Source organism: Vibrio sp. dhg, assembly GCF_003443775.1.
Classification (GTDB): Bacteria; Pseudomonadota; Gammaproteobacteria; order Enterobacterales; family Vibrionaceae; genus Vibrio; species Vibrio natriegens.
The window spans coordinates 1119384-1143737 of record NZ_CP028943.1 but is presented as its reverse complement, the minus strand read 5'-3'; the positions used below and the strand labels follow the sequence as shown (position 1 = coordinate 1143737).

Sequence of the window (24354 nt, the reverse complement as noted above, 5' to 3'; positions counted from 1 at the left end):
GATTACTCCTGTTCACCGGTTTGAATGCTTACAGAACTACCTGGCCCTACCTTTTGCAGACCAGCCGTAATCACTTTGTCGCCCGCTTTCAGGCCGTCGATAATACGCCATTGGTTATCAACCACTTCAGCTGTCGATACCGGAGTCGAGACAACTTCATTTTCTGCGTTAACAACCATCACGGTCGCTTGTCCCCTTGCATCACGAGTTACCGTGTTTTGAGGAACAAGAATCGCTTCAGGGTCAACACCCGTAATAACCGTGGCACGAACAAACATACCCGGAAGAAGCAGCCCATCAGGGTTAGGGAATTCCGCACGCAGCGTGACACTGCCAGTGCTCTCATCAACATTCACTTCGACAAACTTCATTGTGCCTTTGTGAGCATAGGTCGAGCCATCTTCTAGTTCTAAAGTCACTTCGGCTGACTCATCCTGCTGGATATGTCCTTCCGCCAGAGCAGATTTCAGACGCAGCAACTGAGCTGATGACTGCACGATGTCGATGTTAATTGGATCAAGCTGTTGAATCGTCGCTAACGTGTCAGACTGGTTTGCAGTTACCAAAGCACCCGCCGTGACACTTGATTTACCGATAACACCACTGATAGGTGCCTTAACCTGAGTGTATGACAAGTTGATTTTCGCAGTATTGATTGCCGCTTTAGCGACTAATGCCTGAGCTTTTGCTTCTTTATAAGCCGCTTCCGCTTCATCCAAATCTTGTTGACTGATTGATTTTTTCGAAATGAGGGCACGGTAACGCTTAACCGTTGCAAAAGTGGATTCTTCAGTCGCATTCGCGCGGATTAATTCTGCTTCAGCGCTTAACAGAGCCGCTTGATAGGTTGAGTCGTCGATCTGATACAGTGACTGACCTTGTTCGACAACACTACCTTCTACAAAGTTACGTTCCGAGACAATACCACTCACCTGTGGGCGGACTTCTGCTTCTTTAAACGCACGGCTGCGGCCCGGCAGCTCTACGGTTAACATTTGACGAACTGGCTCAACAGTCATCACTTCGACTTCTGTTGCTGGAGCGGCACCACCGCTTTGCTTCGTTCCTTCTTGGCTTGGTTGGCATCCGGCCATAAACAGGCTTGACGCAATCAACAGCGATAGCGTGGTTTTACGTCTCATTAAACATCTCTCTTCTTACTTTCTCTAAAAACCATTCAGGTGCCTAAATACACCTAAAAAATGTGGTTATAATTGTTGAAGTTACATTCAAAAATTACTTAGGATGATAATTACCCAGTGTTGTACATACAACAATATTTACGTTTCTATACGCTTGCAGAATACGTTTGTCTGAAAGGTGTGCTTAACATCTCAAAACTGATTATTTTGCGTTGGAAATCACATTTTTCTGTGTGCAATCATATTGCTCAAAAAGAAGACATATTGATGAAATAATCGCCAGGAGTTTGTACAAAAATTTGATCCCAAGTCCACTTTTATTTCTTAAACGCCTAAGAAACAATTCGTAGATAACCAAAAGTAATGTTAGCTAATGCACTAAAAATGACCTGAATTTATGCATGCATTCTTATTTCTAGTACCCGAAACCGGGCCAGGATCAATCAACACAACACTTTCGTCGCTGGCAATGCTTATTCGCGGACCGCTTTATGAGTTAAACGCAGATGCATAATCCCCACTAACAAGCCCCACAATGTCGCGCTCACACCAAGAAAACTGATTCCGGACAGAGTGATAAGAAACGTAAACAGTGCAGACTCTCTGTATCCTTCGTCATGAAAAGCCGATTGCAAACACATCATTAACGTCCCTAACAAGGCAAAACCCGCTAAGATTTTTGTTACTTCGTCAGGGAGTGATAAAAAGATCGCCACAACCGTCGTCGCGAACACACCAGCTATCAGATAAAACACCCCGGCCCATATCACTGCGCGGTAGCGTTGTGTTTTGTCTGAGTCTACTTCTGGTGTCATACAAATTGCTGCTGAAATTGCGGCAAGGTTGACACTAAAACCACCAAATGGCGCAGACAAAATATTGGTGATTCCCGTACCCATTAAAATGGGTTTCACTGGTGTGTCATATTGGTAGCTTTTCATCATCGCAATACCAGGCAAATTCTGAGAAAGCATCGTAATGATATAAAGCGGGATCGATAAGTTCAGTATCGCACCGAGATCCAAACCCGGAGTGACCCACATAGGCTGAGCAATGGAGAGTTCCTCGATGTTAAGCGTGGCGTCTTCCACCGCAACTGCGCAAACAACACCCAGGATAAGAAGTACGAGCATTGCGTACCTTGGAATCGTATTCTTGGCTAACAAAAAGCCAGCAAACATAATTAAAAATGTGATTGGTGCGCTGCTCACTGCTTGAAAACTCCCTATGCAGAACGGCAACAAAATAGCACCAAGCATCGCAGTGCCGAGTTGTGGCGGAATGCGTTCAAGAGCTCGACTTAACGGTGAAATGAGCCCCGTCAACAAGATCAGAACGCCAGAAACAACAAAAGAACCGATGACGACTGACAATTCATACTGCTGTGAAGCAATGACCAACATCGCCGCTCCGGGTGTCGACCACGCGGTCAGAATCGGCGTTTTATAAAACCATGAATAGGCGATGGAGGTTAACCCCATTGTGACGCCCAAGGCCAACAACCAGCTTTCTATTTGACTGGGTGTCGCACCGGCAGAGGTTGCCGCCTGAATGATAATCACCACCGAGCTGGTGTAGCCCACTAACACGGCAGTAAACCCTGCTGACAAGTGACTTAAATTGAACAGCTTTTTCATCCTTCGTTCTTCCCTGCTTTATGGTAAAATTTTTGTGCGCTATAACATACAAACAAAAAGATAACATTGTGCGCAATAACGCACAACAAGGTATTTAGTTATGAATGAATCAGCATTTAAATCCGAGATTGCTCATCACCTGAAATCTGAAAGGAAAAAAAGAGGATTGAGTCTGGATGCGACCTCTAAACTGACTGGGGTTTCAAAAGCGATGTTAGGGCAGATCGAGCGAGAAGAATCAAGCCCGACGATTTCGACGCTGTGGAAAATAGCCAGCGGTCTGGACACATCTTTCTCGGCGTTTTTTGCCAATGACCCAGAGCTACGCTCTGCAGACCAGGCCTTCCCCGACGACTCAAAGATGAAAGTGAATACGCTGTTTCCTTACAAAGCAGATTCAGGTTTGGAAATGTTCGAAATCACGCTGACTGATCATCATCGCCAAATGTCCTCTCCGCATGGAATTGGCGTCATCGAACATATTCATGTGTTGAAAGGAGAGATGAATGTGTTCTTCAACGATGAATGGCATCACCTGACTACAGGAGAGAGCATCCGCTTCTTCAGTGATCAACCACATGGCTACGAAGCTGCAACGGAAACAGCAACGTTTCAAAACATCGTTTGTTATCCGAGATGACCATCCCTGCGAGTGTTGATTGGAACGAACCTCCCATTCGGGCACTTAAAGGACCTCAGAAAGTGTATAAGTCTCAGACTAAAGACTACATTTTATATGCCGATGCCCCACACAGAACATTCAGCAGTCGTGTTCTGGCAACGAATAGTTGGGCTTTATTTCTTCCTGTGTTTAGCCAGAGTGGTAATGCTCTGGCTTCTTTTTACCTGGAGTAAAATGGCTGGAGAGTTCCCTTCATCAATTAGCGTGTTCTCTTTACCCACTCTAAGGTGTTGTCTAAGTTGGTGGAGTCAAGGTTGATGCACTGCGTCTGATTCATTGATGACTGGCAAAGTGACGTGAGTACGGCACCCGGAGCGCATTCCATTGCCAATTTTACGCCACGTTGTCCCATCATCGACAACGTATCCCAGAGGTTCACCGTTTGACACGTATTGAACGCTAAATCTCGACGTATGCTTTCAGCGTCGTGCAGCACCCGGGCTCGGTTGGCGCTGACGTAAATACTCTTAGCGCGGTTGATCGTCACCTTTTGCATTTCGGCATACAGAATTTCCGCCTGAGACGCGAGTAACTCACAGTGCGAAGGCACCGAAACGTTAAGGCGTCGGGCGCTATGTGCCTGTGCTTTTATTGCCTGTTCACAGATCCGGTCGAGGTCGTCGAGCTTGCCTGATACGATGGTTTTATTCTCTGAATTAACGTTGGCCACATAGACACACAGCCCCTGTTCTTGCGAGCGGAGTACCAGATCGCTCACCTGATTCTGTGAAAGCCCAATTATCGCCGCCATGCCATAACCGCTCGGATAGGCCTGAGCCATCAGTTCGCCTCTCAAAGAAACAATATTAAGCCCTTGTTGCACATCTAAAATGCCACTGCAAATTGCGGCAGTAAACGCTCCGATTGACAGTCCCATCATATAGTTTGGCTGCACACCATGGGCTTTCAGGTAGCGGTACTGAACATAGCCCGAAATGGTAAGCGCTAACTGAACATCCTTATTTGAGCTGTTCTCATCAAGGCTATCAAAATTAGTTGGGGAGTACCCCAATGCCTCTTCCACCTGCTGCAAGGCCAATTCAACCTCAGCGTGACAAGGTAACTCAGATATCATGTTGGGGCGTTGTGTTCCCTGTCCGGGAAAGGTCATTAGAATACTCATGATTAAGGCTTCTCTGATCGAAGGGTATGCCCAGCAGCAAAACCTAAACCGGGCAAAATAGAGCAAATTTAAGAATTAGGATATCCAAGGGTTATCGGTCAGTAGCGGGCCCTCATCCGTTTTGATCAGAACGTTAGATTCTCCACGGCCTAAAACCCATTCTCTCAAAGCCACGGCCCCTAAAGCCGTCTCTATTTGCGTATCGACCCTGCACGCTAATTTGTCTAGCTGATCGCTTAAAGACGTTAGCGTTTCTACTGGCACCGGCTCTGATAAGTAAACGGTCATGTCGATATCACTGTCCTGATGCGCGCATGGCATCCCCGTCGCCAACTCGTAACCTAAACTGCCTGTGACGCCCCACTCAATTCCATACGCCTGACATATTGCATCCACATCAGTGAGCGTTTGAAAAGCTACTAACTCACTCGACTGCCAGTACGCTCGTGCATGCTCTGACTGAACAAGCTCTCTAGGCGAAACTGACTTGACGACTGATGATTTACACGCCCATGCTGCCAAACGTTCACTGCGGGTTTTGCCTCTCACACCGACGGGAATTAGGGTTTGTCGGCTAGCCCGGCGGACAACAACTGGCAGAGACTGATTATGGCTCGCGTACCAGCTGGGCGATTCATTTCCTTCCAGGGTTATTTCATCGACCCACAGTAAATCATGTGCGCTAAAAGACATCATCAGCCTCCTCATTACCCTAATACACCCAGGCTTGTTGCATCTGCTCTCGAATATGACGGGTTGCTTGTCTGTTCTCCCCTTTCAGGCGATGAGACCAGCCATTGCCGTTGACTTGGATATCTTCCAATGCTGCAGAAAAGAGAGAGCGAATATGGTCAATATCCTGATTAGAGGGCTGCTGCGCATTCTCTACCGAGACCAACTTCCACAATAATCCCAGTGTATTGTAATTGTTGATATCGTACGCCATCGGCGGATGTTCAGCAGCGAGTGATTCTAGCTGTTCAACGGTTCTGAGCGTCACCTTCGCCGCCGAGGCTTTACCCATCGCATGCACACTGCACTGCTCATCATCCAAAGCAATCAATCGAGACGCCTGATAACCATGAGCAAGAAAGCCACCTGACATCGCTTTGCCCACAATCAAACCTAACACCGGGTGACCCGCCTTACGAGCCTGAGCGTATGCATTAGCCGCTGCTGCTAATGACAAATGAATGCCATAAGCCTCTTCGCGGCGACCGTAGGCCTGAGAAGGAACATCAATAACCGCGACAATGATCGACTTTGAATGGCTGTCTTGATCACGTTCAACCACCTGACGCACGGCCTTCGCAACATTCCATCCTTCCAGTAACCCGACTTCACCATTTCTCGCTCGTGGGAATGGATTATTGAGGTCTTGAGTCACGTTTATATAACGAATAGGAAGGCCATTAAACTGATCATCAACGACTTGTACCGATGGAGAAAAACCAGTGACTACCTGACCGTTCTCGGCCAGTGCTTTCATCCAAATATCACCTCGTTTATTCATCAGCCTCTCCTCCTGCTAAATCAGAACATACCTGTGTAGGCGTTGCTTGAACCGATGTATCTACCTGATTCAATATCGATAAATAGTGGTCAATTTGTTCACTACGGGTTGTTGGTGGCTTGCCAGATTGAAGTGTCTCAACAAGCTGTTGTTTAATCGCGTTTGCATCATCTTCAACTAAATGATCGACCAAATTACTTCGATATCTCTGCTCACCACCGGTGATTCCCCAGATAAAAGGTCGATCGGAAGAGTCGTATTCCGCGATCCCCGCTTCCTGTTCAATAACGGCAGGGCCATTCAAACCAAGTCGCGCTTCACGGGTGACGATAAGCTTGCTGCAAAGTCCTGCTGCAATCGACATACCACCAAAGCAACCCACGGCTCCGGCCACAATCCCTACAACAGGGACATAATCATTAAGCCCGATAATGGCTGAGTGGATGTCGGCAATGGCAGCCAAACCAAGGTTGGCTTCCTGTAATCGGACACCTCCAGTTTCAAGTACAATGACCACTTGAGTTTTTACACCGCGTTGATTGTCTTGCAGGGCGAGATCAAGAGCGACTGCCATTTTTGCTCCTGAAACTTCACCAATCGCACCGCCCTGAAACCCACCTTCTATTCCGAGAACAACGGCGCGCTGGCCATCAATTTTTCCTAGCATCACAACCGCGCCATCATCACTTTGTGAAACGATGCCTTGCTTAGGTAGCCATGGGGATGTTAACTGTGCTTCACAACCCAAAAGCTCCGTAACTGAACCTTCATCGAACAGGAACTGACAGCGCTGACGTACTGGCATTTCGACAAAAGAGCGACCCATTTCCGAGCTATCGAACGAAGGATTCGTTTGTTCCTCAAGCTGCTCGAGTGCCTGAGCCAGCCTGAGGTTAATCACGCCGGGAGTCGCGCCAAAGTCATTAATGGTGACAGTCATCGCTTCGTTCACCTCATCAAACGCACGCGATAAAATCACTTGCCAAACTTCATGACGATGGTTAATTGAAGTCGAAATATTCACGTCGATTTCGGGGCTTGAGTTTGGTTGTAGCAAAACTTCTAAGTCACCAGACCCAACATTACCCACCCGCACGTTTTTGGAAACTGAGTGCTGACCTGGATAAGTAAATTGCAGTTGTTCCATTGCTAATAATCTCCTTTATAAATCAATGAACTGGAATCATTGATCAACCAAAATGATGCTACGGTTTACTATTGCATCGACAAAGAGTGTCGCCGCTAACAGATCAGCTGCGCCTCCCGGAGAAGCATTGATAGCAACCATGTCTCTGTTCAATTCGATGAGCTTGTTAAAGCCTGACTCCGTCGCCACTCCACCAGCACGAATGATGTCATTCGCGCCTTGTTGCATCAGTTTTAACCCCTTCATTCCAGATCTGGATAGCACACACGTATCGGTCAGTTCTGCCATCAGGGCTACTAACGCATTCAACTGCGCATGAGGTTCAGAGTCACCATTCTGCCGACTGGTGATAAGAGCCGGAAACGCGATGTCTAAAATGGCAGGAAACCCATTCTGAGCTTGCTCTCGAGCGCCGTTGATCTGATATTTGCGTGTTGCCTTAAGTCCTTTACTCCACGTCTGTTTGACGAATTGATCCGGCAAACAAGCGATGCGCCCGGCGACCACACACAGATCATTTGACGTCGCGTTTTCACCCAACATCCCTGCGGAGGTAGCCAGTAAACCCAGCGCCCAAATCGCCCCACGATGCGTGTTCACATTGTTGGTCACCGTCATCATTTGTGACTCGGCATCTCGGCCAATGCGACCAATTTTCTCTCGGAGAGCAAGCAAAGAATCCATAGTCTGATCAGAGTGATACCTTTGCCCTTCTGCCGCCATTTGCGCGAAATAAGGCGCAAGGCAGTGGGCCGAACGCACCATCAATTCAACAGTCAAATCACTGTGTGACCCGTTGTTCCACTGATCAACTAAGCCAGGTTTTGGCGATAACATAACTTCAGCGACCAACGCATCACGCGCTAATAAACCTATCTGATTTGCCAACGGAGAAATCGTTGTGTATTCCTCCCAATTTGGGCGGACTTTCTGAGCAATATGCGACATTAACGTTCCCTCTACCTACTGCTTATTTAGGCGTTTGCTATTACTACTTAGCGGCTAATAAACAAGTGCTGTTCTATAAACCCATCTGCCTACCAACTGCGGAATTTCGCAGGCGGCTCGTACAAGCCTTCAGACCACTTAACCAGCTCATTCATATTTTTCGCGGCTAACAAGTCACGAGTCGCTTCAGAGCGTTTGATACCCAGATCCTGAGGTGTGGCGACCTTGCCTTCCGCTCTGAGTTTATCTATCTGATCCTTAGTGATTGTCTGCCCCAAATGAGTAACGCCAGCCACCGCTGCAATCATCTGTTTGCGCTCTTCCAGATCTCGCGCCATGTACAGGTAAGCAATGCCTTCTTCGGTCAATACGTGGGTAACGTCATCGCCATAAATCATCACCGGTGCGATTGGCATATTGCTGTGCTGGCCAACATCAACCGCATCAAGCTTATCGACGAAGGTTGGCTTTTCCCCACTTTGGAATGTTTCGACCATCTGTACCACCAGCTTTTTACCTTTGAGGATGTCTTTGTCGCGATCGGTGATGAGATCCATCCAGGCATCACTCGCGTGTCGACGTCCACGAGGATCGTGCCCCATGTTTGGCGCACCACCAAAGCCGGACAATCGACCATGCGTCACAGTTGACGAGTTACCTTCCGCATCCATTTGCAACGTAGCGCCTATAAACATATCCGCTGCGAACTGGCCAGCCATCTGACACATAGTTCGGTTCGATCGCATCGAGCCATCGGATCCGGTAAAGAACACATCTGGTCGATGACGGGCGTACTCTTCCATGCCTAATTCGCCACCAAACGAGTGCACGCTTTCAACCCAGCCTGATTCGATCGCGGGTATCAATGTAGGATGCGGGTTTAATGTCCAGTGCTGACAGATCTTGCCTTTCAGTCCCAGTTTTTCGCCGTAGGTTGGAAGAAGTAATTCGATCGCGGCGGTATTAAAGCCAATACCGTGATTGAGGGTTTGCACTTTATGCTTGGCATAAATTCCTTTGATTGCCATCATCGCCATCAAAATATGGGTGTCTTTGATCAATCGGGGGTCGCGAGTGAACAGCGGTTCGATAAAGAAGTCTTTGTCAGCTTCAACCACAAAGTCGACCCAATCGCCAGGAATATCAACACGTGGTAAGTCATCGACCGTGTCCACAATCTTGTTAACTTGAGCGATAACGATGCCGTCTTTAAAAGCAGGCGCTTCCACCAGAGCAGGCGTATCTTCCGTTGATGGACCTGTATATAAATTGCCTTTTTTATCCGCTTTGTAGCCAGCTACGAGGGCAACATTGGGAATTAAATCGCAGTACAAACGCGAGTAGAGTTCGATGTAGGTATGGACAGCGCCAACTTCTAGTATTCCGTCAGCGAGCATTTGAGAAATACGTACGCTCTGTTTTCCTGCAAAAGCGAAATCCAGCTTTTTGGCTATCCCCATTTCGAAAATATTCATATGCTCAGGTAAGCTCACACTCGGCATGATCATATGAAGGTTATTCACCGTTTGGGGATTTACTTTTTCTAGGCTGCGCGCCAAGAAGTCAGCCTGTTTTTGGTTATTGCCTTCGAGGATAACTCGATCACCGGATTGGATAATTTTTTCCATCACTTCAACAATATTTTCGGTTGGAATAACCTTCCCTTCCGTTATTGAATGAACTGATTTAATTCGCTGCTGTTTTAAGGTGCGCTTAATATCCCACTTCTTCTTTTCCGTCATAAAAGTGCCTCACGATCTATTTCAATCACGCTGTTATTTCTTAATTTGAAAAATAACCCGCTGTTCCATGGCATTGTTTTCCGTGAACTAATGTCAGTGACAACGCTCTGAATCTATCCATAGATTCAAACTACTCGTGAACGAGACCACATTCAATTAACTGGCAAGCAACACTATTAACCTAAAGTTAACAATGCTATGGTGATGACATCATTGGAACGGATTCGAACAAACATGATTAACGATGGTGTTACGTTAAAGAAAATAATGATTTTTCATGAATTTATGAAACACAACAGCATGAAAGATGCTGCAAGTAATTTGGATATTAGTGTGGTGAGTGTGCATAAAGCGCTGCACTCATTAGAAGAAGCGATTGAGTGCCCACTTTTTGAGACTCAAGGCCGTTCCCTCCGCCCGCTGAAAAGTGCGGAAACCTTGTATACCTACTCAGAAAAACTGTTGAATGAACTGGATTCCGCCATCAAAGAAGCGAAAGAGCAGCTGGGGATTCAAGCCGACAAGTTGGCATTAGGTAGCTTGTATTCCTTAACGTATGATCTGGTTCCAAGTGTTGTCTCAGGTTTGCAAAATCGACGACCTGAACTTCAGGTTTCGATCACCCAAGGCTCGAACCAAACGCTACTGCAACGCTTAGACAAAATGGAAATAGACGTCGCACTGATTGCGCAACCGCACACCGCGGCGAATAGCACCTATACCGTCATGCCGATCTATCAAGATCACATGGTGATTGCGTTATCCAACTCTTCGCCTTTTGCCAACAAAACCCAGATAGCACTGGAAGAGCTCGCCAATGAAAAGCTCATCACTCTATCGCCTGGCTTTGCTACCTATGAACATTGCATGAAGTGCTTTGAAAGGGACAACCTTAAACCTAATATCGGCATGCAGGTGGAAGATATTTTTACACTAATGAACATGATTCAATCTGGCGTGGGCTACTCGATCGTACCAGCACGATTAAAAGACAAATACCAACCACACGTTACGTTTGTTGATATCGATACCCTTCACCCCGAGCCCGAACCTCAAACCGTGTCTCTGGTTTGCTTAAAAACGAAAGAGCGTGAAATAGGCATACTGAGTTGTATCGCAGAATGTCGATTATACGCGCTCAAACATAAAGCGTAGAATTAACAACTAGAATCAGAAAACCCCAGACAATGGGTCTGGGGTTTTCAAAGCGAGCCTTGCGCATCATTAAAGAGCTAGGTATATCTAATCAAAAAATAACGACGACTTCGCTTGAACAATTATTCGTGCCAGCTTCACACACCTTATAAGTATATGTCGCACTGCCCTTACTTATTCTGGCATCAGTGTAAGTACCGCCCGACACACCAGTTGCTATCATTCCCATCTCCCCAGTACCTTCGCTTCGGAGTACGTCGACGCTAGTTGAAGCAGTCCAGCTAAGAATAACATCGTGCCAACCCGATTTAGCAGTGTTCGGATAAGCAGTTAACCCAAAGGCGTCCACGGGTGTAGAATCGTCAACCTGAGTTTCAATCACCAGTTGGTCAACGGATATTTCATCTGCCACAGTATCACTGGCTTCGCTGTTATTGTCAGTCACACGAATATATACAGTACCGTCTGAGCTCTCAGGTAAAGTGAACTCAGCTCTGTATATCACAGGGGACTCACCGTCTTGTGTATTAGGTATCGATGTATAAAGGCTGCCATCTAACGAAAAGCTAAAATCAAAGAGCTCTACATTAGAGCTAGCCGAACTTGCACTGGCCTTTAAGTATAACGTTGACGTGCCAATAGGTACGTTGGTAAATACCCACGTATGTTGGAGGTAGTAATAGCGATTGGCTGGTTTTCCTCCGGATAAACGCTCTACAATAGTTTGAACGTTCCCATCATTAGCCTCTGCAGTATCGACATATGTTCCTGTTACCGTACCTGCCCCAAATATTTCGCTGCTCGCTACCGTAGTTTGAACCGTATCAGAAGGCGTACTTTGTGTCGTCGCTGACGCCACATCAGTATAGGCGGAATCACCCACTTCGTTATAAGCAACGACTTGATAGTCATAAGAGTTTTCAGCTGTTAAACCCGTATCACTATAGGTAGTGACATTCGCTCCAACGATGGCGAAATCTACCTCCCAGCCAGAGCCACTATTGCGTTCTATACGGAACCCTTGTTCATTATTCGAATTATCTTCCCACGTAAGCATGATTTCTGTATCAGAGACCGCCGTCGCAGAGAGTGAGGTTGGCGCAGTCGGTAAAGTCGCGGGCTCTTGAACCGCATCCAAAGCGTTGAGAACACCTCCGGTGACTGTTTTCCCTGCTAAAGATGTCAGTGGACGAGTCGTGCTCAAAATACGGTTTTTAATGTCTGCGTAGCCCCATTCAGGATGCATGCTCGCCACCAAAACCGCCACACCAGCAACATGAGGCGCAGCCATTGACGTACCTGATGCTATCTCATAGTCACCTGCTATCGTATAAGTACTCACGATGTCTTCGCCCGGAGCTCCAAGATCAACGCGGTTACTACCGTAGTTTGAAAAAGAAGAAAGATCATCGGCGGCGTTTGTTGAGGCAACCGAAATGATGTTATTTAAATCGAAGGATGATGGGTAATCTGCTGTCGAGTCGTTATTATCCCCTACTCCATCGCTACCTCCGTTGCCAGCAGCAGCGATAAATAGGTGGCCACTCTTCGCGGCACTTTGTATTGCAGTGTACAGCCCATCTGAAAATTCAGGCTCTCCTCCCCAGCTGTTATTTGAGATTTTCGCGCCATTCTCTACGGCATACTCAATCGCGCTGATCGCATCACTGGTGTAGCCTGAACCATCAGCGCCTAGGAAACGCAGCGCCATAATCTGGCATTGCCACGCAACGCCCGCGACACCGACTTGGTTATTACCCTGGGCACATATCGTACCGGCCACATGGGTTCCGTGCCCATGTTCATCCATAGGGTTATTATCGTCGTTATAAAAGTCATAACCATGAACTCCACTAGGGCTGCCAGTGTTCGACCACATATTTCCGGCTAAGTCTTCATGGTTATAGTCCACCCCGGTATCAATCACCGCAACAATGACATCCGAGCTACCCGTGGTGATGTCCCAAGCTAGATTGGCATCAATATCAGCGCCAGCGGTAATTGGGATGCCTAAAAAGTCAGCAAGTGGCCCCCACAAATTAAAATAGAAAGTACCGTCATTATACGGAGCCCATTGCAACCCCTCGGTGTAGTAATAATCATCGGGTTCCATGTAAGCACGAATAACATAATCAGGCTCGACGAAATCGACAAAAGGCAAACGCTGTAAGGTTTCAATCGCCTTTTCTACACTGCGCCCGGGGCCTAACTGAAGATGCTCAAGCGCATTCACAATCGCAAATTGGCGCATCGTTTTACCGTTCACCAATTGCCTTGCTTGTTGTTTATTTGCCGCGCTGGCTTCAGGTTTAAAACGTATCAGAACCGACTCTGATGAGTAAGCTAATGATGGGTTATTTTCAAGCTCAGCACGAGCCGAAGGAGAGGCTGCATGAATTGGAATAGAGGTAAGAGCGAGGAACAAAACACACCACAACTTTTTAGTCTGCGCTCTTATTGTTTTGACAAAGGTGCTAGTAAACATAGTCGTTCTCTTCTTATTGAGTGTTTACACAGTTCACTAGTCAGTCTAGGACAGATTTTGTCTATAGCATTCTTTAAAAGTGTTTTTGATATACGCTCATAACGGTTTATTTATCTTAAAAGCCCTTAAATAATTCTGCGCGATGATAACCGAGATACGACTTATGCTCTGGATAAAGATTAAAAGACATGTCCTCTCTCAACCCAATTACTGAAGGATCTTCTAAGTAGCTAGAGATCATAACTTTTCCGTCATCATCAAAAGAAATAAAACCGATATCAAAAGCTTTATCTAAATTAGCCAACAGTAATAGCCCGTTAAATTTATCCAGACGCTCCTCATTATTTGAATCACGCCACGGCTTGATATGAGAAGCTAACAACATTTGTGTATTTCTATATCCAGTAACCGCACACCCGCCCCACATTTGAATAAGCTTTGCCCGAAACTGGCCTTGACCCATCCTAGTATTTACCAAAATTGTTTTTTCTGTTTCCGATAAAGTATTATCCGACATGACTTGCTTTATATCTGCGTTAATATCGATTTGAGATAGATCAGCGAGAAACTTGTTGTAATGAGATAGAGCTGCGCTGTACATTCCTTTTCCTTTCGCATCGCGAATTTGAAACTCCTCTAACCTCTTTACCTTTTCTTTATAATCAAGAAATTTTCGATATGAATTAATATTAGTTAGCGGTTGATCAATCTCCCCCGCCTCAATCAACCAATTAGACATTGAGCCACGAATAGCTCCAAGGTAGTTAACCGCTGTTTTCTCGGACTTTCCAATATCGACTAGCCATTGACGAAAGAGTGTTGCTAAATCTGAAAAATTTGAAATCAGTGCTTGTTTGAATTCATTTGACACAATATAACTTTTCATGAACGTAAATAGCTCTTCATCAATAAATGCATAAGCCACAGACTTCGATGAATATCGGCTTGTGGTCTTTTCATCATATCCATCTTTATATGACAGGTGCCAAAATCCTTCACTTCTCAGATGAAAATAAGGATTTTCCGGCGTGTCTTTGTCTTTATCTTGCGCAAAGGTGTTGAAATGGCGAGTAAACTGATCTTTAAGTACCTGATTGAATGTAATTTGGTTGGAAACAATATGCCCCGCTTGAATGAGATCCATTACTGCCAGTAACATACAGACTTTATGTGGGCTCTTTTGACCACCAGAACTATTCATTTTTAAATTTTGAAAACGTTCTAAATAATACTCCAGCGCCATCATTTACCTTTCAACGTTTTAGTGTTTTCTAAAATCACGCTTTGCCATTTAACTTCAGATCGATTTAAAGCGTCCTCTCCGTCAACAACATGACAGACAGAGAACCCGAGTTTTCTAGCCATAGTTTCTATTTCAGCTGCTGATACACCGTATGTCTCGCGTCCCTCATCAAAACTCCCATGACGCAACGTAATCACCAATTTTCCTCTGTCAGATAAAAGAAGTGATAAAACCCTCATCGACTCAGTTCGCTGCTTGGTAGTTAAATGCATCCAAACTGCAGATAATAAAATAAGGTCGTACTGGTACGGCAATTCACTGACACTAGTCAAGTCAGGCAGTGACTCCCCTACCCATACAATTTGTGCTGAGGAGTTTGAAATGGCTAATTGGCGGAGATTACTGGCAGGTTCAACAGCAACAACAAAGCAGCCTTGATCAGAAAACCACTGAGCATCCCGACCAGAACCTGCACCAACATCCAAAACATTCGCGCCTTTTTCTGGCCAATACTGTTTCCATGAACGGTGCACTGACTCAAATGAAAGAGAGTCATATTGCTTCGCTAGCTCAACAGCATTTTTATCGTAATAAGAGATATTTACAGACATGAACCAAGCCACCATCTACCATTCAATGATGATAAATAGCATGGTTGCATAAGGCGATTAAGTATTAATAAATAATGAGTTATTGTGATTTACCTCACAACAACTAGTCAGAGAAGACAACAAAAAATCACTCGTTGTTTTTGAGATATAAAAAAGACGTCCTAAGACGTCTTTCTTCAAGAATGTGGCGGTGAGTGAGAGATTCGAACTCTCGATACGTTGCCGTATACACACTTTCCAGGCGTGCTCCTTCAGCCACTCGGACAACTCACCGAATCAAATTGTGGTTAGCATCGTTGGCTAACGAGGCGCTAATTTAATGATTATGTGCCTTATGGTCAAGGCTAAAAATGAAAAAAAGCCCTGTTTTTCTGTTGTTTGCTCACTAAGTAACTAAATTGAACAAAACAGGTGCAGTTAAACACCTTGGTTGTAGCCAGGGACTCGGAACCAACGGCGGCACATGTCTAAGAAGTAACCGTACAAAACGCCCATTCCACAAGATACAACCGCATTACTCGTAACTGCGGTAATGATTTGATCGGTCGATGCACCAACGGCTAATAGAATACCTGCGTAAACCGGAGATTGAAAAAGCACATAGGCGATAAGGTCAGACACGTTTTTCATAAATGAAGACGGTGAAACTTTACTACCTTGACGTAGTACCCAATCGCGGAAAACACCATAAGGCCAAGCGATAGCAATGTTAACTGGAATCGACAACGTACGTGATGCCAGAGACTGCTCAAACGTCATCCCTGAAATCAAAATCTCGATAATCATCCCTGTGACAAAGCAAAAAACCACCATAGCAAAAGTATCCGCTGCGGCATTACGAATACAAAATGGTCCACGAGACTTCATTTAGCGACCTCTAAAATCAAAAACTGCAATAAACAAAAAAACAAACATGATTAACTACATATATAGCAACCACCTAGATTATGTCGCTATTAGAACACAACGTTTGTAGTTTATGGTTCCATATTTAAAATGAAGATGTAAATTTATAACCAAATTTTGAAACTAAAGTAGTTTAATTCACCGATCCGGGCAAAAACTGCACTTTTTCGATCAAAAATGGCGTAAAAAACCAAAAATTTTCGTTAAATAAGGAATTTAGAGGAGGAGAAAAGGTAATTTTACAGAACAAAATCTGGCACAATATGCGAAAAATAACTCGCTTATGCTACCTGCAGGTCATAATTCAGAGCTTCCCAATTTCTAGAACAATAGTCTTTATACAACAATGACTAGCGAGTTGGAAAGCCAGGTATGTTAAGGCGTAGCAAGCATGACTGTTAGCGCATCAACATCCGCTTGCTCTGGTGCTTCCTGACGCTGTAATTTACTTTCAATGCGTGCAGTAATTTGTGCAAGATCCTGATTGGAGTGTGGTGTAATGTGCTTGATGATGTCAGAAAAAACCTCCAGAGCTTGGTGAAGGTTGTCATTATCAAGCGAAATGTAAAAGCTAAGTAGTAACGAGTCCGTGTTTATGTGATGCGGATGCTTAGCCTTATTGCTTTTTGGGTCTTGGTACTGAAAGAGCAAGTCTGCATGGCGATATAGGGCGTCGTCGAGTTCCGACACGACAACGGGTTTAGCAATGATATGGTCCACCCCAGCTTCCGTCATCAGTTCTTGAGTCTCTTTAAATACATCTGCGGTGCAACCAAAGATGAGAACTGACTTTGTTTCTGAATCCATTGCCCTGATAGCAGATATTGCACCAATACCATCTAGTACAGGCATGTGGTTATCCATCATTATTAGGTCAAACTGCTGTTTTCTCACTTTCTCCACGGCTAATTGACCATTTTCCACTCGTGTACATTCAAAACCCTTGGCTCGTAAAAACGTTTCCATGATCATGGCATTGGTTGTGTTATCTTCTGCGATTAAAGCCTGTAAACCATTGCAGTCTAGTTTATGTTTAAGTGCCGTCCCCGTTTGGCTCGGCTCGCACGGTGTCAACTCAATCTCTACGGTGAATGTTGTACCAACATTTTCCCTACTTTCGAGCAAAACACTGCCGCCCATGTTTTCGGCAATTTCTTTGACAATCGCCAACCCTAACCCTGTGCCGCCAAAACGTCTGGTTGTTGAAGATTCTGCTTGCTCAAACGGACGAAAGATCCGGTTCTGAGCCTCTTTTGGTATCCCAATACCGGTATCTTTAATCGCGATGCTCAGTTTGGTTGCACTTGGAGTAACATGTTCGCTTAATCTAACTTCAACTTCACCCTGTTCGGTAAACTTGACGGCATTATTTAGCAAGTTGAATAGGATCTGGCGCAATCGTGCTTTGTCGTTGTTATACCAGCGTCCGGATGGTACCTGTGAAACGACACGAAAGCGCAACCCCTTCTCTTCACATAAGGTGTGATAAACACTTTTCATGCTGCCAATAATCGATTCGATCGGAAATGGTGAATTAGAAAATTCAACGTGGCCATGCTCGATTTTCGAGTAATCCAGAATCTCGTTAAGCAGTGTCATCATATGATCGCCTGATTCATACAGTGTACTTAACTGCTTTCTTTGCTCGTCGGTTAGCTTGGTCTTTAGGAGTATTTGCGCGGTACCCAAAACCCCGTTCATCGGTGTACGAATTTCATGAGACAACGTCGCCAGAAAGGCGGTCTTTGCGTTGGTTGATGCCTGTGCTTTTATCTTTTCATGTTCCAGATAAATGGTCTTTTCATTAAATTTATTGATGAGGTGCCCTATCTCATCTTCACTGTGATATTCGATATCGATGATTCCCCCCGTTTTAGAGTCATCAATTTTTGCCGCTATTTTGACAATGGGCTCAACGATATAACGGTTAAGTAAGTAGTAACCGACCAAAACACATAACAGTAGAAACGGAATGATGCCGCTCTCAACACTCATCACCTGAGCAAAAACCTGATCGGCTACACGCTCTTTCGCATTCACCACTTCCATTCGCCAGTTGAACTCTCCAAAGTGAAGCTCACTAACATACATCTCATTCCGCAGCTGGAAGTTATGTTCGATAATCACGTTTGAGTTGGCATCTCTAATGTTAACGCCCAGAGAATATTGATTGGTATGCTCTCGAATAAACTGAAACAAAGCTGCCAAAGAGACATCCACAGTCGCTACACCTGCAAACTCACCGTCTCTATAGTAAGGTGCAGAAGCGGTGATCATTTGAACTTGGGTGAAAGTATCGATGTAAACCGAAGACCAGCGAATAGAGCCTGCTGACGCATTGGCAGCAACGACATACCAAGGTTCTTTATCGTATCCAGCCGATTGAGGGTTATTGTACGAATGAATTTGATCGATACTGCCATCCAGATTCTTGTTGAAAAACAGGCTGGTATACTTCCGTTGGTCAGCAAGTTGTTCAGGCTTTGGCCACAAACCACCGCTGACAAGCATGTCACCGCTTAAGCGTAAGATTTGAGGGATAGTCGTACTGAAAGAGCCAGTTTGATTGGGGCTTTGAGCCAGGCCTACGAGGCTGTTAAGGACACTGGTTGACGCAAGCAACGGTTCTTTAATCTGAGAAGCTAGCAGTTGCGTTCGTAAATCGAGGTTTTGTTCTAGTTTTTCACGCACAGGCGGCTCAAGCACAAAGTACACCACCGAGCCAACCGTTGCGATAAAGAAGCAAAGGTAAAGCGTCAGTGCGAAAATACTTTTTCGGCGGAGTGATGAGCGAATTTCCATAGGTGTTAACAAATCTTCCCTAATATCGATTTATCGTTAATTGATTGGTAAGATGGCCGCAACCAACCAGCCCATGAACAAATGGTATTCTATTTTGAAACTACAAGACATTCTTTCTCTTCCAGAACTTGATGGAAAACTACTAAATCTAGCGAAAACTCAAGGCTTTGTCACTGCGATGGCTTCAGCACCAAATGTATTGATGCCTCAAGAGTGGCTACCATTCTTGTGGGGTGGAGAAGAGACAGCACCTTTTAGTGATGGTGAACAATTAGAACTGTACATTGATGGAATTGTACAAATGTGGAACCAAACTCGCCCTGCGTTGCTAGAAGGTTCATGGGGCTGGCCGGAAGGCTGCGCGCTGGATGAAAAAGACATCGTAACCACCACCACTCGTGACTTCTGTGAGGGTGTATTACAAGGCTGGCAGTTGGCTCGTGACGACTGGGAAACACTGATGCCTGAAGAAAGCGAGGATAACGCGCTACTTGGTGGTGTGCTGCTTTCTCTGACTATGCTTTACGATCCAGAAACCACGATCGAAACATTAGCAGAACAAGGCATGGTCGGGCTTGAGCAATTCGAAGAGATCTTCAACGCAATGCCAGTCATGCTTTGTGGTCTGACTCAACGCGGCGTAACGCTCGCTGAAGAGCAATAAATAAAGACTTTAGCGAAACGCAATTGTCATGAATAGTCAAAAGCTCTCCACGGAGAGCTTTTTTGATCAGGTCAAAATGATATGGGGAATATAACGCGCCATATCCTGAGTAACTAAATTGCTGTCCTCACGAATCGAAATACCCGCGGCTCGGTCGTTAATCAGCCAGCTGCCGATAAGCGTATGACTTTGTCCAAACTTCGGTAACGGATGATATTGCTGAACAATGTTTTTGCGCGATTCATAAGGTCCTGGCGTTTTAACCACGCGCTGACCATTTTTCACTATCTCGATATTCGCGCCTTCACGTGAAAATAGCGGCTTTATCACATAGTCTTTTAAGCTGGCCGCTTTGGGATCGTCGGCAAAATAGGCAGGCAGTAAATTGGGGTGATTAGGAAAGCGTTGCCAAAGTAATGGCAGCAAAGCTTTATTCGAAAGAATGGACTTCCACATCGGTTCTAACCAGTTAACGTTCGCAGTCGAGAGATAAGTGCTGTACGCATCCTCAAACATAAACTCCCAAGGGTAGAGTTTGAACATCCAGCGAATAGCTCGGTTGTCCGCATCAACAAATATCCCCTCTTCCGTCACGCCAATGTCTTCAACGTAGACAAAAGCCGTTGATAACCCAGCCTCCCGAGCACAATCTTCAAGATATTGAACGGTACCTTTGTCTTCTTCGGTATATTTGCAGCAACTGAAATGCAGCGTTTGTCCCGGCTGTAGCTTGGCAATCTCAGCAAAGCGCTCGATAAGGAAATCTTGCAGTATATTGAATTGATCTGCACTTTGGTGAATTCGCCCTTTATTCACCACATCTTCGAGCCACACCCATTGCCAGAATCCAGTCTCGAATAATGATGTTGGCGTATCTGCATTGTTTTCCAGAAGCTTCGCTGGTCCAGATCCGTTGTAGGCGAAATCCATTCGTAAATAGAGGGACGGTTCATTGCGTTTCCATGAGGAAGCGACCTGAGACCACATAACTTCAGGAATCGCACATTTCGTCAGTAACTCTTCACTGCGTACCACTTGGTCAACAATTTCGAGGCACATCTGGTGCAGCTCTTCTGTGGGATCTTCAAGATCCTGTTCGATCTGCGCCAGAGTAAACTGATAATACGCGGTCTCATCCCAGTAAGGTTGGTCGTACATGGAATGGAAGCCAAAACCAAACTGGCGTGCCAGTTCACGCCAGTTTTCTCTTTCTTGTATTTCTCTTCGAAACATAGTGTCTGTTAACCGCCGCGACTACCTGATACCGCTTTGCCAAAGCCGCCTCGAGACATAGCCTGACCAATCGTACCGCCGCCACGCTTGTTCAATCGGCTGCTCGCAACGCTAGTCGGCTGGTTTCGGTACGAGCCATAAAACTGCCCGGCACCGTTGTAATATTTCGACTTATAACGGTACATCGGCTCGGAGTAGTAACTCTTGTTGTATCCGCTCAGATTGCTAAGAGCGCGACTAAAGAAGAACCCACTGGCAAAGGGAACATAGGAGTTGTAGCGAGAACTGTAATAACAGTCATCTTGATAGAAGTCGTTCTCACACTCATGCTCTGTGGTATAGCGTGGTGCATTTTGCTCCGCTCTTTCCTTCGCTTCCTGATAGGCGATGTCACACTGCTCGCTGAACCCGGGTTCCGATGCTTTGCACTCACTGGCGTCAAGGTAAATAGCGCCTTCAGTCGTTGACTCCTGTGTCGCAAGATAAAATATCCCGCCAAAAGCTGCAAAAGGGATAAGGCGACTGACTTTAAAGCTCTTATCCATGGATGAACGTTTAACGTTAGAGCTGCGTTTCATCGTTTCTCCTAATACGTCATACAGGCGGCATTAAGTACACCGACAGAAACGGATACTGCAGCAAGTACAATACCCGCGGGTACCTCGTTGTTTTCAATCCGCTCTGATACTTTTGGCATCAGAATAAAACGAACAATTCCAAACGCAATCAGCTGAGCTAATAACGCGACAACACCCCAAACCATAAAATCAATGATGCTGACTGAGTTTTTCGCCGCGCCTGCAATTGCCAGACAGTAACCAAGAAAAGCACCACTTAACGCCACCGCTGCTGCTGTATTTTGCTCTTCTTTAATGAGTTGCCATTCATCATAAGGGGTCAGTTTTATATAAACGAATTTGAACGCCAAAACGAAAACAATCGACACTGAAAAATAGAGTAAGAAATTGGGAAATCCCGCTAACAAGTCTGCGATGATGTGCATTATTTGTCCTTTATCATTTTGTTCCATGCAAAATCTTCAATACGTTCATCTGCAATATAAAACAGTTTGCTTTTTGGTGGTACGTCAGTATCTAGGTCCGGATTTAGCTCGATGCCCTCACCTAAATCGATGGCAATAAGCGTTGCATGGTGATGCTTTTTAATAAACCCAAACAGGTTTTCAATCTTGGTCGTTGGTTGGTTTTCAGGATAGATCACGGAGTATTGTGTCATACCTCGAGTTGAGGCTAGCAGTTCCTGATGCAACGCACTCGAACCAGGATCCACGGCTGCCTTGGCTAACATTTCAGCCCCAACAGCTGGAATACACTCCGCTTTCGGGCAATGCTGGCTCAGTAAACGACCCAGCGCTTCATCTTTAAAATAGGCAAGCAAGTGTGCGTCAGGGTTCACAGAGGCACAATACAGTGCAGCAGACAAAGTGATATCATCCGATAAGTTATCGACGATGATGCAGCTCGCCTCTGTAATGTTCGCGTTTGACATCTCCTGTGAGTCGGTATAACTGGTTACTTTAATAAAGTGAATTTCACCCGGTAGAGGGTTTTCAATATCTGAGCGACTGCACAGTACTACCGGACGTTTTCCTGACTCTTCATGCTGCAACATACGAATCAGGTGCATGGTTCTTGACCCGTTCCAGCCCAATAATACGATATGGTTTTCCACTCTTACTCTCCGTTTACCGATAATTCCCGCTCGCCAATAATCTACCGCCGCACCTGCCACACGCCCCAAAAGTGCCGCAAACAGGCTCAATCCTCCCGGAATTACAAACAAGACCACAACCCACTTACCTAAATCGGTTACTGGAGAATGATCGCCGTAACCAACGGTGCTCGCCGTCACCATCAAGTAATAGATAAAGCTCGAAAAGTTTTCCGTAAGTTCCGTCTCGCCTGCCAGAACCAATAGCCCCCAAGAGAGGCTGATATATAAAAGGCTAATGACGACAAGGTTGCGGGTACTTAGTTTAAAAAGGTGCGAACTTAACCACTTTTTAACGACCAGCCACACTGCCATAAGTATTCAGTTCCTAAATGCATTACGTCTTTCAATAGTAACCCATTGATTGTAAGACACAAAAAAACCAGCCATATTCGGCTGGTTTTTGAGATTCATCTTAAGATAATGCGAAAAACTTACGCGTTACCCTTTACCTGCATATTAAGCTGTTCTGCGAAATCTAACATGCGGTTTAGTGGGATAAGCGACTTAACGCGAAGCTCTTCATCAACAAAGATTTCATGCTCTGCACCACCTTCACGAAGTGCTTGTTCGATCGCTTTCAAGCCGTTCATCGCCATCCAAGGGCAATGCGCGCAGCTACGACATGTCGCACCAGCACCTGCTGTTGGGGCTTCGATAAGCTCTTTTTCAGGAACCAGTTGCTGCATCTTGAAGAAGATGCCTTTATCGGTTGCCACGATCATTTGCTTGTGAGGAAGCTCTTTCGCGGCTTTGATTAGCTGACTTGTAGAGCCAACAGCGTCGGCCAATTCAACCACGCTTGCTGGTGATTCTGGGTGAACTAGAATCGCAGCGTCTGGATATACGCTTTTCATTTTGCGCAGTGCGTCAGCAGAGAACTCATCATGAACCACACATTCGCCTTGCCACAGCAGCATGTCAGCGCCGGTCTTGTTCGCAATGTACGAACCCAGGTGACGGTCAGGACCCCAGATGATTGGTTTGTCTTCTGCGTCCAGGTGTTCAACAATTTCAAGTGCAATACTTGATGTGACTACCCAGTCAGCACGAGCTTTAACCGCTGCAGATGTATTGGCGTAAACCACAACCGTATGGTCAGGGTGAGCATCACAGAACTCACTGAATTTATCCGCAGGACATCCAAGATCAAGCGAACATTCCGCTTCCAACGTTGGCATTAGAATGCGCTTTTCCGGAGTTAGAATCTTCGCCGATTCGCCCATAAAGCGAACGCCACCGATGATCAATGTGCTTGCCGGGTGACGGTTACCGAACTTCGCCATTTCTAGCGAGTCACCAACAAAACCGCCAGTCTCTTCAGCCAACGCCTGAATTTCAGGGTCAGTGTAGTAGTGCGCGATAAGGACGGCATCTTTTTCTTTAAGCAGCTTTTTAATGCGCTCAATGTAAGACGCTTTCTCGTCTTCGCTCAACGGAACAGGTTTTGGAGGGAATGGGTAAACAGTGTCGATTTTATCTAGTATATGGCTCATTGCTCTTGCTCTACGCAACTTCCTTTAATCCGCGTATTGTAACCTCGTTAATTTTCAAAAACCAACCCATAGCGAGGATTTATAGAGCTCTAGC

General features: G+C 45.6%; 21 protein-coding genes and 1 tRNA gene. 3 read left to right on the top strand and 19 right to left on the bottom strand.

Annotation, left to right across the window (positions count from 1 at the left end):
- Positions 1–2 precede the first annotated feature (2 nt).
- Both DBX26_RS05345 and DBX26_RS05340 read right to left on the bottom strand, forming a co-directional pair.
- A complete protein-coding gene (locus tag DBX26_RS05345; RefSeq protein ID WP_118118133.1) occupies positions 3–1142 on the bottom strand; it encodes an efflux RND transporter periplasmic adaptor subunit in 1140 nt (379 codons plus the stop codon).
- A gap of 473 nt (positions 1143–1615) precedes the next feature.
- Positions 1616–2779 carry a benzoate/H(+) symporter BenE family transporter gene (locus tag DBX26_RS05340; protein ID WP_118118130.1) on the bottom strand — a complete coding sequence of 388 codons (1164 nt, stop codon included), beginning with the start codon at positions 2777–2779 and terminating at the stop codon, positions 1616–1618.
- Positions 2780–2879: 100 nt separating this feature from the next.
- Between DBX26_RS05340 and DBX26_RS05335 the strand changes: the two genes are divergently transcribed.
- The gene (locus tag DBX26_RS05335; RefSeq protein WP_118118128.1) at positions 2880–3419 is read left to right on the top strand and encodes a helix-turn-helix domain-containing protein; all 540 of its coding nucleotides are present in this window, start codon (positions 2880–2882) and stop codon (positions 3417–3419) included.
- A gap of 241 nt (positions 3420–3660) precedes the next feature.
- Here the strand turns inward: DBX26_RS05335 and DBX26_RS05325 are convergent, their stop codons facing one another.
- The 6 genes from DBX26_RS05325 to mdcA form a co-directional block, all read right to left on the bottom strand.
- Entirely contained in the window at positions 3661–4572 is a 912-nt protein-coding gene (locus DBX26_RS05325; protein WP_118119753.1) for an ACP S-malonyltransferase, read from the bottom strand.
- Positions 4573–4659: 87 nt separating this feature from the next.
- Positions 4660–5280: a malonate decarboxylase holo-ACP synthase gene (locus tag DBX26_RS05320; protein WP_254063510.1), complete on the bottom strand. Its 621-nt coding sequence runs from the start codon at positions 5278–5280 to the stop codon at positions 4660–4662.
- A 16-nt stretch (positions 5281–5296) separates the two neighbouring features.
- Positions 5297–6097 (bottom strand): biotin-independent malonate decarboxylase subunit gamma, encoded by an 801-nt coding sequence (mdcE, locus tag DBX26_RS05315; protein ID WP_118118124.1) that lies wholly within the window; start codon positions 6095–6097, stop codon positions 5297–5299.
- A complete protein-coding gene (locus tag DBX26_RS05310; RefSeq protein ID WP_118118122.1) occupies positions 6090–7244 on the bottom strand; it encodes a biotin-independent malonate decarboxylase subunit beta in 1155 nt (384 codons plus the stop codon). The genes mdcE and DBX26_RS05310 overlap by 8 nt, the downstream gene beginning before the upstream one ends.
- Before the next feature lie 36 nt (positions 7245–7280).
- Positions 7281–8192 (bottom strand): triphosphoribosyl-dephospho-CoA synthase, encoded by a 912-nt coding sequence (locus DBX26_RS05305; protein ID WP_118118120.1) that lies wholly within the window; start codon positions 8190–8192, stop codon positions 7281–7283.
- A gap of 89 nt (positions 8193–8281) precedes the next feature.
- Positions 8282–9934: a malonate decarboxylase subunit alpha gene (gene mdcA / locus DBX26_RS05300; protein WP_118118118.1), complete on the bottom strand. Its 1653-nt coding sequence runs from the start codon at positions 9932–9934 to the stop codon at positions 8282–8284.
- A gap of 267 nt (positions 9935–10201) precedes the next feature.
- Between mdcA and DBX26_RS05295 the strand changes: the two genes are divergently transcribed.
- Entirely contained in the window at positions 10202–11089 is an 888-nt protein-coding gene (locus DBX26_RS05295) for a LysR substrate-binding domain-containing protein (protein WP_237708172.1), read from the top strand.
- A gap of 91 nt (positions 11090–11180) precedes the next feature.
- On the opposite strand, the gene DBX26_RS05290 is transcribed toward DBX26_RS05295, so the two are convergent.
- The 6 genes from DBX26_RS05290 to DBX26_RS05265 all read right to left on the bottom strand — a co-directional run bounded on the left by DBX26_RS05290 (position 11181) and on the right by DBX26_RS05265 (position 19136).
- Complete coding sequence (locus tag DBX26_RS05290; RefSeq protein ID WP_118118116.1) at positions 11181–13574, bottom strand: S8 family serine peptidase; 2394 nt, start codon at positions 13572–13574, stop codon at positions 11181–11183.
- Between the two features lie 115 nt (positions 13575–13689).
- Positions 13690–14817 (bottom strand): HNH endonuclease, encoded by a 1128-nt coding sequence (locus DBX26_RS05285; RefSeq protein ID WP_118118114.1) that lies wholly within the window; start codon positions 14815–14817, stop codon positions 13690–13692.
- A complete protein-coding gene (locus DBX26_RS05280; RefSeq protein ID WP_162889669.1) occupies positions 14817–15428 on the bottom strand; it encodes a bifunctional 2-polyprenyl-6-hydroxyphenol methylase/3-demethylubiquinol 3-O-methyltransferase UbiG in 612 nt (203 codons plus the stop codon). Before DBX26_RS05280 ends, DBX26_RS05285 begins: the two co-directional genes overlap by 1 nt.
- A gap of 185 nt (positions 15429–15613) precedes the next feature.
- Positions 15614–15701 (bottom strand) — tRNA-Ser (locus DBX26_RS05275).
- A gap of 144 nt (positions 15702–15845) precedes the next feature.
- Positions 15846–16295 (bottom strand): L-alanine exporter AlaE, encoded by a 450-nt coding sequence (locus tag DBX26_RS05270; RefSeq protein WP_014231378.1) that lies wholly within the window; start codon positions 16293–16295, stop codon positions 15846–15848.
- Between the two features lie 414 nt (positions 16296–16709).
- On the bottom strand, positions 16710–19136 hold the full coding sequence (locus DBX26_RS05265; RefSeq protein WP_118118110.1) for a hybrid sensor histidine kinase/response regulator: 2427 nt from the start codon (positions 19134–19136) through the stop codon (positions 16710–16712).
- Between the two features lie 52 nt (positions 19137–19188).
- On the opposite strand from DBX26_RS05265, the gene DBX26_RS05260 reads away from it, so the two are divergent.
- Positions 19189–19800 (top strand): YecA family protein, encoded by a 612-nt coding sequence (locus DBX26_RS05260; protein ID WP_118118108.1) that lies wholly within the window; start codon positions 19189–19191, stop codon positions 19798–19800.
- Positions 19801–19866: 66 nt separating this feature from the next.
- Here DBX26_RS05260 and DBX26_RS05255 read toward each other — a convergent pair whose 3' ends face one another.
- The 5 genes from DBX26_RS05255 to nadA form a co-directional block, all read right to left on the bottom strand.
- The gene (locus DBX26_RS05255; RefSeq protein WP_118118106.1) at positions 19867–21033 is read right to left on the bottom strand and encodes a glutathionylspermidine synthase family protein; all 1167 of its coding nucleotides are present in this window, start codon (positions 21031–21033) and stop codon (positions 19867–19869) included.
- 8 nt (positions 21034–21041) lie between these two features.
- Complete coding sequence (locus DBX26_RS05250; protein ID WP_020332898.1) at positions 21042–21611, bottom strand: DUF1190 domain-containing protein; 570 nt, start codon at positions 21609–21611, stop codon at positions 21042–21044.
- A gap of 8 nt (positions 21612–21619) precedes the next feature.
- Positions 21620–22036, bottom strand: a complete 417-nt coding sequence (locus DBX26_RS05245; RefSeq protein ID WP_014231368.1) for a DUF350 domain-containing protein — start codon at positions 22034–22036, stop codon at positions 21620–21622.
- On the bottom strand, positions 22036–23079 hold the full coding sequence (locus DBX26_RS05240; protein ID WP_118118104.1) for a potassium channel protein: 1044 nt from the start codon (positions 23077–23079) through the stop codon (positions 22036–22038). Before DBX26_RS05240 ends, DBX26_RS05245 begins: the two co-directional genes overlap by 1 nt.
- Positions 23080–23198: 119 nt before the next feature.
- Positions 23199–24260 (bottom strand): quinolinate synthase NadA, encoded by a 1062-nt coding sequence (gene nadA / locus DBX26_RS05235; protein WP_020332896.1) that lies wholly within the window; start codon positions 24258–24260, stop codon positions 23199–23201.
- Between the last annotated feature and the right edge of the window lie 94 nt (positions 24261–24354).